Raw genomic sequence first — 12,202 nt, 5'->3', positions numbered from 1 at the left:
GTGAGTGGCAGGCGCCCAAGGATGGTAGCGAAACCGGCGCGCCACTGCGGCTGGAGAGCGAGCACTTCGCGTTCTACTGGCCCGACGGCACAAACGTTACGATGGAGGACGCGCAGAAGGCCGCCGATACCCTGGAAATGGTCTGGGACAATTATTTCGGCGCGACCATCGGTTTCCCTCAGCCCTACTGCGACAGTGCGACCAAGTGGAAGGCGGCGATTCATTTCGACAATGACTTCCCCTTTTTGGGCGGTGGATGGTTCCGCAACGGCATCTCTTACATGGGCATGTGGGTCGGGCCGTCTGCCGCCAATGAAGCCTGGGTGCTCGCCCACGAATTTATGCACGGCGTACAGTCACTGACGCCGGCCTTCCCCGAATGCGGCGGCAAGGGCTGCGGGATCTACGAGAGCCACGCCAACTGGATGCCACACCAGATTTTCCGCGACGACGCGCACTGCTCGGAAATGCTGGTAAACAGCAGCCATCTGCACTACGGCAACACCCGCAACCGCTACTGCAACTGGCAGATCTTTGAATATATCAAGGACAAACACTGTCCCAGTGCCGTGCACGAAATGTGGACCAGCGAGGCACCGGTGGGCCAGCGCGATCCCTGGCAGAAACTCATGTACACCCAGGGCTGGGGAATCGAGCAGCTCAATGACCTGTTTGGCGAGTGGGCCATGCACAACGTGACCTGGGATTACCGCAACCTGGATGGCTCCGATCAGGGCGCCGTTTACCGCAACGCCTACGGCCCGATCACCGACACCGATTCCAGTTACAGCCAGCGCAGGCTGCGCCTCACGCAACTGGAAACACTGGATGACAACTGGCAGCAGAACCGCCGCTTCAGCTCCCCCTATTACTGGGCGCCGCAGCGTTGGGGTTACAACGTGATCCAACTGAAACCGGAAGACAATGCAGCGAGCGTGGATATCCGCTTCCGCGGCGTAACCCAGAGCGGCGCCGACTCCGGCTGGCGCTGGGGGCTGGTGGCGACGGATTCCAATCTCGCCAATCCGCGCTACAGCAGCTTGCAGAGCGGCACCGACGGCGAGTTGTCCTTCTGCATTACCCCCGGCGAGCAGCTGTTCCTGGTGGTGCTGGCGGCACCCACCGCCTACCAGAAAATCACTTGGGAGCAGCCCATGGACGGCACTCCCTATCCCAGCATCTACCGCTATCCCTATATGGTGGAAGTGCAGGGCGCCTGGCCGGACGGCTTTACCAACGGCACGCGCGACACCTGTCCATCAGGCACCCAGCGCCACAGCAACGGCGGCGGCTGTGTGTTGCCCGGCACCCCCGACTCGGTATACGTAGGCCCCTACGCCCAGGTACTGGGCGGGAATGTGAGCGGCAATGCGCGCATCGAGGACCATGCGGCAATTATCAGCGGCACTGTGAGCGGCGGCACCGTCGGTGCCTTGACCACCCTGGGTGTTCAAGCCAATCGCCACCACGGGCCGGCGAGCTTCAATGTGAGCGACAACGCCACATTGCTGTCCACCTTCTACCCCATGGGCTGGTTTACCAATAACGCGTCCATTGGAGGTTCGGCGGTCTATATCGGCGACCTTGAAGTCCTTGCCGGCAGCAAAACCCAAAACACCTTTTACGGCAAGGTGAGTGACGACACCACCGGTGTAAGCAGTGCCACGGAAGTCACCGTTGCGCCGCCGTACCAGTGGCGCAATTAAACGGTTGGTAATAGCGGCACAGGATGTGCCGCTGCCGGCCCGTAGCCGAGGTGGAATTTTCGAAGACGTTGAACAGGTGCTTAGAGCCTGGCGCGGCCAAAACGGAGGTGGCTGTAGCGATGGATAAATTTATGAAAGCGGCCGTGGAATAGGCCAGGAAGGCGCTGTTGACGAGCGGTATCCCCAACTGCTCCTCTCACTCACACGCCGGTGCTATCCGCAATATATTCCGCCGCTTGTCGATATTCGGCCAGCCCGTTCGATTACTGCCTATAACTGTATTCAAACGGAGAACTGGTATGAAAATCTACTGGATCAGGGCCCAGGCACCGCGCCGTGTGCTGGCGCTGGCCAAGCATCTCGGCATCGAGGCGGAGCTAGTCGAAAAGGACGTGGTCACCGGCGAACTCAAGGCTCCCGACTACGTCGCGCTGAATCCCAATATGAAAGTGCCGACCCTGGTGGAGGGTGACCTGGTGCTGTGGGAATCCTCGGCGATTATGGCCCACCTCTGTATCAAAGCGGGCTCGGATATGTGGCCGGCACAGAACCCCGCCGAGCAGGTCGAGGTGTTGCGCTGGCTGTCCTGGAACGATTGCCACTGGTCACCGGCGGTGGCGCCCTTTTATTTCGAGCATATCGTCAAGGCCACCTTTGGAATCGGATCTCCGGACAGGGAATCGCTCAGGGAGAAGGCGCCGGATCTTCTCAAATACGCCGAGGTGCTCGATGGCCACCTGGAAAACCGCACCCATGTGGCGTGTGGCAGGCTCACCATCGCCGACTTCCAATTGGCATCTATGGCGAACTATTGGCGGGAGTCGGAGATGCCGCTGGAGCCATTTCCCCATATCGTTCGCTGGATCGACGAGCTGGAGCGCATCCCCGCCTGGGCCGACCCCTGGCCAACCGAGGCCGCGACACAATTGGGCGGGGCACAACATGCGTAGACGTATTTTGATGCCCTTGATTGCAATGTTGCTGGTGAACTGCGCTTATGCGCGAGAGAGCACACAGGGAGCTGTAGATATGACACCAGACCTTCAATCGAAACCACTAGAAAGCGGCCGCGCCCCGGTCAACGGCATCGATATGTACTACGAGGTGCATGGCCGTAAAGACGGTGTTCCGCTGGTCCTGCTGCACGGCGGCGGGTCCACGATAGAGGTGACTTTCAGCAAGGTAACCCCGGTTTTTTCCCGCAACCGCAAGGTCATCGCGGTGGAAGAGCAGGGACACGGCCGCACCAGCGACCGGGACGCGCCCGTCACCTTCGAGACCTCCGCAGACGATGTGGCGGCCCTCCTTCGATACCTGAAAATCGAAAAGGCGGATATCTTCGGCTTCAGCAACGGCGCCAGCATTGCGCTCCAGGTTGGGATACGGCACCCGCAGCTGGTGCGCAAAATGATATTCGCTTCCGCCGCGACCAGGAGGGATGGCTACTATCCGCAACTCTGGGAGTTTATGAAAAAGGCGAACTTCGCGAATATGCCCCAGCCGCTCAAGGACGCCTTCCTGCGCGTAAACCCGGACCGCCAGCAGCTCAGGACCATGCACGACAAGGACGCCGAAAGAGTGCGGAATTTCGAGGATGTTCCGGACGAGCTGGTGCGCTCGGTCCGCGCCCCCACACTGATCGTCCTCGGCGACCGGGATATCGTGAAACCCGAACACGCCGCCGAACTCACCCGCCTGATTCCCGATGCGCGCCTGCTGATCCTGCCCGGCGGGCACGGGGACTATATCGGCGAGATCGTGGCGACACAGGGGGACAGTCACTATCCCGAGCTGACGGGGCAGCTGATCGGCGAGTTCCTCGACGGTCGGTAATGATCGCGCGGGGTTTAACTGAGTCATGCAAAAAGGAAGGCCTGGGCCTTCCTTCTCGGTTACTTCGGGTCAGAGATAATTTACCGCAGTCGAAGCGGCTGATGGATTACTAAAAACTGTAAACCATCTTCCCATAAATAAAACGACCCCGCGGATCATGCTGACTCTGCACATAACCGTAGAGATCGGAATCGCCGTCGCCGATGGCGAAAGGCGGTTCCTCGTCCAGGGCGTTGTCGGCGCCGAGACTCAATACCATATTCTGGAAGCCGGTGTAGCGCGCCTGCAGGTTCAGCGTCACAAAGGCATCGACGGTGCGCGAGGAGTTGGTGTCGTAATCCAGGGTGCCGTCGAAGTCGATATCCGGGGTGTCTTCGAACTCGCCGATATAGTTCAGCCCCGCGGTGAATGCGAAGGTATCCCACGCCCAGTCCGCAGATGTGGACCAGCGATGCTGCGGGTACTCATATTCGCCAGCCAGGTCGCGGGTCAGGAAATTTTCGCCGGACGAGTCCAGCTCCACCCGCTCGAACTCCCGCAAGTAGGAGTAATCCAGACGCAGACCCAGATCGCCGCCGGCCAACTGCAGTCCTGAGTAGACCAGGCTCAGGTCGACGCCGGATACATTCTGCTCGCCGATATTGATAAAGCTGCTGTTGATGGACTGCAGCGAACCGAGGGAGTCCCCCGGCAGGGGTGCGGAGCGCACACATACGGTGCTGTTCTGGTCGTTACAGAACTGGCTGTACAGGTAGCCGAAGGGCACCTCGTCGATCTTGCCCTCCTGGGTGATTTCCCAGTAGTCCAGCGATAGCTGCATGCCGTCGATCGGCTTCAGAACGCCGCCGATATTGAAGGACTCGGATTCCTCAGCCTCCAGGTCGGGGTTGCCGGCGAACACGATGTTGTAGTCGGTGCTGGCGCAGTAGGCGTCGTTGATGGCGCAGCCGTAGCTGTCGGCGAAAAAGATGGACTCCTGCGACGGACCCAATCCTATCTGTGCCAGGGAAGGGGCGCGGAAGCCGGTGCCCCAGGAGGCGCGCAGGGACAGCATATCGCTGGCGGTCCACAGCAGGTTAACCATCGGATTGGTGGTGGTGCCGAAATCGCTGTAGTCGTCGTAGCGACCGGCGAGGGTCAGGTCCAGGCTGGCGGGCAGCGGTATCGCAAATTCCACGAAGGCAGAGGTGATGTCGCGGCTGGCGGAGGCGGATACCGACTCGGTGCCGAAAATCAGGCCGCGCTGGAATTGGTCGTCGGGGATATCCGAGGCCTCTTCCTCGCGGCGCTCGAGACCCGCGGCCATGGCGACAGCGCCGTTGGCGGTGTCGAACAGTTCGCCGTTGATGGTGAAGTCCACACTGGTGAGTTGCGATTTGCCCTGGCGCACCAGGCTGGTGGTGATGGCGTCGATCACCGATTCCGGGTTCTGTACGCCGCCGAAGGGGTTGTAGCGGCCCGCGTCGATTTCCTGCTGCAGCAGGTCGGTGCGCACCCAGCCCTGGGAGCGGTCGCCGGTCTGGGTGGACTCGCTGCGCGAGCGCTGTATCGATGCCTCCCAATCCCAGTCCGAGATGTTGCCGCGCAGACCGAAGACACCGCGCAGGTTGTCGGTCTCGATATCCCACTGGCGCGCGCCGGCATCCACGGTGCGGTACCGGAATATGTCAATCTCGCTGGCACCGGTGAAGGGATTGTCCGGGTGGTCCACCGGCGCCGTCAGGCCGGCGCTGTCGTCCAGCGGCGTGGGCGCGCCCTGGGCGACGGAGGTGTTGTGCTGGAAGGCTACTTGGTAAAGAACTCGACGCTGTCGCTCAGCTGGTTTTTACCCAGCAGCAGCACACCGGTGCGCTCGGCTTCAGGGGTCAGCAGGGTCCAGGGGCCGTAGTCGTAAACACAGACCTCGCCTGCATTGCGTTCAGCCGGGCAGCCCGGATCGGGCACAATACTTCCGTCGACATTAAAGCTGCCCGGATAACCGCGGGATGAACGGAAATCCATACCGCCACGGGAGGACTGGTCGGCGGTGTCCAGGCCACGGCGCTCCACACTCGCCAGGGTGCTGTTCTTGTGGTGGTCGAAGATCAGGGTCAGGTTGGAATTCTCGCCGTTGATTCCCCAGATGGCAGAGGTGGACTGCTCGTCGTAACCATCGGCGCCGCCGTAGTCGACGGAGATTTCCGCCCCTTCAAAATCGTCGCGCAGTACCAGGTTGACCACACCGGCCACCGCGTCGGAGCCGTAGATTGCGGAGGCGCCGTCCTTCAGCACCTCTACCCGCTCCACCGCCGCCAGCGGAATGGTATTGATATCGACAAAATTGGTGGTGATTCCCTCAGCGAAAGCGCTGATGGCCACGCGCCTGCCGTTGACCAACACCAGAGTCGCATCGGCGCCCATACCGCGCAGGCTCACCGCGGAGGCGCCGTTGGCGGTGGAGTCCTGGTTATTGCCGCGGGTGGAGAAAGTCCCGTTGCCCGCCGCCGGATTTTTTTCGAACATCTGCTGCAGGTTGGTGTAGCCGGATTTCTCGATGGCCTCCCGGTCCATCACCTGAATTGGTGTGGCCGTCTCAAATTCGGCATTGCGTGCGATGCGCGAACCGACAACGGCAACTTCCTCTATGGCCGTATCCTCTGCGGCGAACAGGGTATTGGGTGCGGCTGCCGCTGCGGCGGCGCTCAGTATTGCGGTTACCAGTGCCCTACGATGAAAAATTTGCTTGTCCATGATCGGTGTTCATCCTTAATTTTGATTATGGGTAGGCGACCGAAAAGTGGTCGAAGGTCAACACTAGCAATGCCCGCAAAGCGAGACAATTAGTCGAAGACAGAAAGAGGTTATATTGCGTGGGTTGGTGATCGAGATCGCAATGCTGTTGTGGCGTCGGATCCAAAATTGTACCGGCATACAACCGGATCAGATTTAAAAAAGTACTGTAGTACCAGCGGTAAAGGAACGAAAGACTGGGTATCGGCGGGTAAAGCCCCGGTTCCGGCCAGCCGGGCTCAATTCGTTTTGTGCTTTATCAAAGGGTGTAAAGGACCAGGAATGGAAGGATAGGAGAAGTGGCACAAATTTCTTTCTTAGAGCCTGTTCATAGTCTCCTGAGAAGGTTGGCAGACTGGGTGGGATGATCCTTTGCGGGACCGTATGAGGCAGGGATGCCGATTACGAGCGTACAGGGATGTATTCACAGCGTGTCCCGTAAAGGATCATCCCACCCAGTCACGCTCAGAAACATAAGATTATGAACAGGCTCTTAGGTATTCCGGGCAGACGCATCCGCCCGGCATTGGGATAACCTTCATTGGTTAGAACGCAATTGCGCAGCCAGAAATAATACGCCGGCTGCGAGCACAATCGAAGGGCCCGCCGGGGTATCCCAAAGAATCGACGCCAGCAATCCAAAAATCACTGCGCAGCAGCCGATTGCAGATGCGAAAATAGCCATCCGCTCCGGCGTGCGCGAAAGCCGGCGGGCGCTGGCGGCGGGGATAATCAGCAGGGCGGTGATCAGCAGTATGCCCACCACCTTCATGGCGATGGCGATCAGCAGCGCCAGCATCAGCATCAGCGCCAGGCGGGTTTTTTCCACCGGTACGCCTTCCACTGCGGCCAGCTCCTCGTGGAGGGTAAAGGCCAGCAGTTTTTCCCACAGGAAATACAACAGCGCGGCGATCGCGGCGGCGGCGATCGCCATTAATACCAAGTCCTGCCTGCCCACTGCGAGCAGGTCCCCCAGCAGCAGCGACAGCAGGTCCACATTGATGCCGAACAGGCTGACGGTGACGATACCCAGCGCCAGCATGGAGTGGGAGAGAATGCCGAGCAGCGTATCCACTGAGAGCTTCTGCCGGCGCTGCAAGTAAACCAGCAGTATTGCCAGCGCACAGCAGCTGGCGCCCACGGCGATGGTGGGCTGGATCTGCAGGATAAATCCCAGGGTCACGCCGAGCAGTGCCGAGTGGGCCAGGGTGTCGCCGAAGTAGGCCATGCGCCGCCATACTGCAAAGCAGCCCAGGGGGCCGCTCACCAGTGCCACCAGCAGGCCGGCGGCCAGGGCGAACCAGAGAAACTGGGTCTGCAAGAGTTCGCTGAGCTGGGTCACTGCTTGTGCTCGTCCTGATCGTGTGAATGTGAATGTGGATGAAGGATATCGCCGCCGAAATCGTGTTCGTGGTTGTGCTGGTGGGTATAGGGCACCACCTTGTCGCCGAACAGTTCCAGGTAGGCAGGGTCGCGGCTCACCTGCTCCGGGAGGCCTTCGCAGCAGATATGCTGGTTGATGCACAGCACCTTGTCGGTGGCCGCCATCACCAGGTGCAGGTCGTGGGAGACCAGCAGCACCCCGCAGCCCAGTTCGTCCCGCAGCGCGGCGATCAGCCGGTAGACCTCCCCCTGGCCGCCCAGGTCCACCCCCTGGGTGGGCTCGTCCAGCACCAGCAGCTGCGGCTTGCGCGAGGCGGCGCGGGCCAGCAGCACCCGCTGCATCTCGCCGCCGGAGAGTTCCGCCAGGCCGGTGTCCGCCAGCCGGTCCGCCCCCACCCGCGAGAGCGCCTCGCGCACGTCGACCTGCGGCTGGCCCAGCTGCAGGAAGCGCGCCACCGACATGGGCATGGAGGGGTCTATCTGCAGCCGCTGCGGCATATAGCCCAGGCCAAGGCCGGGGCGGCGCCACACCTTGCCACTGGTGGGCTTGCTCAGTCCCAGCAGCAGGCGCAGCAGGGTGGTCTTGCCGGCGCCGTTGGGGCCGATCACGGTGACTATTTCCCCCGGTTGCAGCGCCAGGTTGATATCCTGCAGCAACTGCCGCCCGGCGATTTCCAGGCCCAGGTTCTCGGCGGTGATTAGCGGTTCGGTCTGACTCAGGGGGAAATCTCCGCGGGAAAAAGTGTATGACTGGCAGGTGAAAGCTGTGTGTGATTATATCGCATTCCTTTTGCCAACCCGTGAGCCAGATGAAGTCCGCCAAGCGCTTTTTTGTTGTACTCCTGTCGATTGCCGTCACCGCCTGCGGCGAGCCCCGGCCGCAGGGCGGAGAGTTGTTGGTCAGTGTGCGCCCACTGGCGCTGATCGCGCGGGAGATCGCCGGGCCGGAACAGCCGGTGCGGCCGCTGATCGACAATGGTGACCCGCACTACTACGCACCCACGGTGGCGGACCGCGCGGCCCTGGAACGGGCACTGCTGGTGGTCTGGGTGGGGCCGCAGCTAGAGGATGTGCTGGCGAAACAGATGGCGCTGCTGCCGGCGGAGCGCCAGCTGCAGCTTCTGGAGGCAAATAGCTACGAGTATTCCGGGGCCTCGGCCAACGACGCTCACCTGTGGCTGCGCCCGCGCAACGCCGCGGTGATCGCTGCGCAGATTGCCGAGCGGTTGGCGCAGTTGCAGCCGCAACAGGCGGACGTATACCGCACCCGCGCGCGGGATTTCTCCCGCCGCATGGCCAACCTGCAGAAAGTGCTGGAGCGGGCACTCTGGGGCTACCGGGACGTGCCGGTAGCGGTGACCCACGATGCCTACGGTCACTTCTTCGGCCCCTCCGGGGTGAAGACCCTGGCCCTGAGCGACAGCAGCTTCAGCCGCCGCGGTGCCAAAACCCTGCTGGAACTGCGCGGTGTCGGGGATGGCTGCCTGTTCGGCGAGGTGCCTGCCAACGACCGCGATCGGCAGACCGCCGCCAACCTCGGCCTGCGCTACGCCACCCTGGACCCGCTCGCCACCAACCTGCCGGCGGATGCCGATTACCAGGCGCTGGTGGAGCAGCTGCTGGCGGACGCGCGCAGCTGCCTGGCGCAGATTCCCGACCGCTAAGCGGGTATGCTATCGACCTGACATTGGCCTGCGGCCAATATCCACACATCCGTGTGCGGAAGGATTAACCCGTCGGGAAAAAAAATTTTCAATTACAGAATCACTATGAGTAAAAACCAGTCCAATCGACCACCACTGATCCTGGTGGACGGCTCCTCCTATCTCTACCGTGCCTTCCACGCCCTGCCGCCGCTGGCCACCAGCAAGGGCAATCCCACCGGCGCGGTGCGCGGGGTGATCAGCATGCTGCGCCGCCATCTAAAGGAGCATCCGGACAGCACCGTCGCGGTGGTGTTCGATGCGAAGGGCAAGACCTTCCGCGACGAGCTCTTCGCCGAGTACAAATCCCACCGCCCGCCCATGCCCGACGACCTGCGCGAGCAGATACAGCCGATCCATGACCTGATCGATGCCATGGGCCTGCCGCGGCTGGTGATCGACGGCGTGGAGGCGGACGATGTGATCGGAACGCTTGCCCTTGAAGCCCTCCGGGAGGGACAGGAGGTGATTATCTCCACCGGCGACAAGGACATGGCGCAGCTGGTGCGCCCGGGTATCACCCTGGTGAACACCATGTCCAACACTTCGCTTGACAGCGAAGGTGTAAGAGAAAAGTTCGGCGTGGGCCCGGAGCTGATCATCGACTTTCTCGCGCTGATGGGTGACAAGTCCGACAACATTCCCGGGGTGCCCGGCGTCGGTGAGAAGACTGCGCTGGGACTGCTGCAGAACCTCGGCAGCCTGGAGGACATCTATGCCAACCTGGACGCGATAGCGTCATTAAGTTTTCGCGGAGCGAAAACCCTGGGTAAGAAAATGGAAGAGCACCGCGAGGCTGCGGAGCTGTCCTACAAGCTCGCCACCATAAAGACCGATGTGGAAATGCCGGTCCATCCCCGGGACCTGCACCACGGTGAACCGCACAAGGAACAACTCAAGCAGCTCTACGGTGAACTGGAATTTCGCGGCTGGCTGGAGGAACTGGACGGCGACAGCGTACAGGAAGTGGTACAGCAGGCCGCCGCCGAGCGGAATTATGAAATCATCACCGATATGGGGGATTTCGACCGCTGGCTGGATAAACTGAAAAACTCGGAAGTTTTCGCCTTCGACACCGAGACCACCAGCCTCAACTATATGCAGGCCCGATTGGTGGGCCTGTCCTTCGCCGTGGAATCCCACGAGGCCGCCTATGTGCCCCTGGCCCACGACTATATGGGCGCGCCGGACCAACTGCCCATGGAAACGGTGCTGGAAAAACTCCGGCCGCTGCTGGAGGACCCGGCGCAGAAAAAAGTCGGGCAACACCTGAAGTACGACAGCCATATCCTCGCCGGCTGCGACATCCAACTGCGCGGCGTCTACCGCGATACCATGCTCGAATCCTACGTGCTCGACAGCACCGCCAGCCGCCACGATATGGACAGCCTCGCGCTCAAGTACCTGGGCGAGCACACAGTGCATTTCGAGGACATCGCCGGCAAGGGGGCCAAGCAGCTCACCTTCAACCAGATAGAACTGGAAAAGGCCGGGCCCTACGCCGCCGAGGACGCCGACATCACCCTGCGCCTGCATAATGAGCTGAGCACGCGCCTGGCCCGCGAGCCCTCCCTGGAAAAAGTGCTGGACGAAATCGAGATGCCGCTGGTGCCGGTGCTCGCGCGCATGGAGCGTTACGGCACCTATATCGATGCCGCGATGCTGGCCAAACAGAGCGGGGAGCTGGAACAGAAAATGCGCGATGTGGAGCAGCAGGCCTTTATCGTCGCCGGTGAGGAATTCAACCTCGGCTCCACCAAGCAGCTGGGCACCATCCTGTTCGAAAAACTGCTGATCCCGGTGATCAAGAAAACCCCCAAGGGCGCCCCCTCCACCGCCGAGCCGGTGCTGCAGGAACTGGCCCACAGCCACGAGCTGCCGGCGCTGATCATGCAGTATCGGGGCCTGGCGAAACTGAAAAACACCTACACCGACAAGCTGCCGCTGATGATCGATCCTGCCAGTGGCCGCGTGCACACCTCCTACCACCAGGCGGTGGCGGCCACGGGGCGGCTGTCCTCCAGCGATCCGAATCTGCAGAATATCCCCATCCGCACCGAGGAGGGCCGGCGCATCCGCCAGGCGTTCGTGGCCCCCGAGGGCCGCGTGATCATCGCTGCGGACTACTCGCAAATCGAGCTACGCATCATGGCGCACCTGTCCGGCGACAAGGGCCTGGTGGATGCCTTTGCCCAGGGGGCCGACATCCACCGCGCCACTGCCGCCGAGGTGTTCGAGGTGGCGCCGGAGGCGGTCGACGGCGAGCAGCGCCGCCGCGCCAAGGCGATCAACTTCGGGCTGATCTACGGTATGTCCGCCTTCGGCCTGGCCAAGCAACTGGGCATCCCCCGCGCGGACGCGCAGACCTATATCGAGCGCTATTTCGAGCGCTATCCCGGTGTGCGGCGGTATATGGACAGCACCCGCAAGCAGGCGGCGGAAAAGGGCTATGTGGAAACCCTCTTCGGCCGCCGGCTCTACCTGCCGGAGATCAACTCCCGCAATGCCATGCAGCGCCAGGCTGCCGAACGCACCGCGATCAACGCGCCCATGCAGGGCAGCGCCGCGGACATCATCAAGCGCGCGATGATCACCGTGGACGCCTGGCTGGCGGAACAAAAGCTGGCCAGCAAGCTGATCATGCAGGTGCACGATGAACTGGTGCTGGAAGTGCCGGAAGACGAAGCCGCGCGGGTGAGCGAAGGCATCACCGGGCTGATGCAGGGCGCCGCCGAGCTGGCCGTGCCGCTGATCGTGGACCTGGGGCGGGGGGCCAACTGGGACGAGGCGCACTAGTGGCCCGCGGAC

Annotated in this window: 9 protein-coding genes; 5 read left to right on the top strand and 4 right to left on the bottom strand. The window is 61.8% G+C overall.

Features of this window, described 5'->3' with window-relative positions:
* The first annotated feature begins 44 nt into the window (after positions 1-44).
* The 3 genes from PP263_RS15310 (at position 45) to PP263_RS15300 (ending at position 3,539) form a co-directional block, all read left to right on the top strand.
* Positions 45-1,706 (top strand): DUF6055 domain-containing protein, encoded by a 1,662-nt coding sequence (locus tag PP263_RS15310; protein WP_374693723.1) that lies wholly within the window; start codon positions 45-47, stop codon positions 1,704-1,706.
* 299 nt (positions 1,707-2,005) lie between these two features.
* Entirely contained in the window at positions 2,006-2,656 is a 651-nt protein-coding gene (locus PP263_RS15305) for a glutathione S-transferase family protein (RefSeq protein ID WP_308364511.1), read from the top strand.
* 79 nt (positions 2,657-2,735) lie between these two features.
* Positions 2,736-3,539 (top strand): alpha/beta hydrolase, encoded by an 804-nt coding sequence (locus PP263_RS15300; protein WP_308364509.1) that lies wholly within the window; start codon positions 2,736-2,738, stop codon positions 3,537-3,539.
* 109 nt (positions 3,540-3,648) lie between these two features.
* Here the strand turns inward: PP263_RS15300 and PP263_RS15295 are convergent, their stop codons facing one another.
* The 4 genes from PP263_RS15295 to PP263_RS15280 all read right to left on the bottom strand — a co-directional run bounded on the left by PP263_RS15295 (position 3,649) and on the right by PP263_RS15280 (position 8,411).
* Positions 3,649-5,250 (bottom strand): TonB-dependent receptor domain-containing protein, encoded by a 1,602-nt coding sequence (locus PP263_RS15295; RefSeq protein WP_308364507.1) that lies wholly within the window; start codon positions 5,248-5,250, stop codon positions 3,649-3,651.
* A gap of 74 nt (positions 5,251-5,324) precedes the next feature.
* On the bottom strand, positions 5,325-6,269 hold the full coding sequence (locus PP263_RS15290) for a TonB-dependent receptor plug domain-containing protein (protein WP_308364506.1): 945 nt from the start codon (positions 6,267-6,269) through the stop codon (positions 5,325-5,327).
* Positions 6,270-6,846: 577 nt separating this feature from the next.
* On the bottom strand, positions 6,847-7,650 hold the full coding sequence (locus PP263_RS15285) for an iron chelate uptake ABC transporter family permease subunit (RefSeq protein WP_308364505.1): 804 nt from the start codon (positions 7,648-7,650) through the stop codon (positions 6,847-6,849).
* On the bottom strand, positions 7,647-8,411 hold the full coding sequence (locus tag PP263_RS15280; RefSeq protein WP_308368620.1) for an ATP-binding cassette domain-containing protein: 765 nt from the start codon (positions 8,409-8,411) through the stop codon (positions 7,647-7,649). Before PP263_RS15280 ends, PP263_RS15285 begins: the two co-directional genes overlap by 4 nt.
* Before the next feature lie 89 nt (positions 8,412-8,500).
* On the opposite strand from PP263_RS15280, the gene PP263_RS15275 reads away from it, so the two are divergent.
* Both PP263_RS15275 and polA read left to right on the top strand, forming a co-directional pair.
* On the top strand, positions 8,501-9,355 hold the full coding sequence (locus tag PP263_RS15275) for a metal ABC transporter solute-binding protein, Zn/Mn family (protein WP_308364503.1): 855 nt from the start codon (positions 8,501-8,503) through the stop codon (positions 9,353-9,355).
* A 105-nt stretch (positions 9,356-9,460) separates the two neighbouring features.
* Positions 9,461-12,190: a DNA polymerase I gene (gene polA, locus PP263_RS15270; RefSeq protein WP_308364502.1), complete on the top strand. Its 2,730-nt coding sequence runs from the start codon at positions 9,461-9,463 to the stop codon at positions 12,188-12,190.
* Positions 12,191-12,202: the final 12 nt, after the last annotated feature.

Source organism: Microbulbifer sp. TB1203 (assembly GCF_030997045.1).
Taxonomy (GTDB): domain Bacteria; phylum Pseudomonadota; class Gammaproteobacteria; order Pseudomonadales; family Cellvibrionaceae; genus Microbulbifer.
The sequence above is the reverse complement of the archived record's forward strand: the minus strand, read 5'-3'. Positions and strand labels throughout refer to the sequence as shown.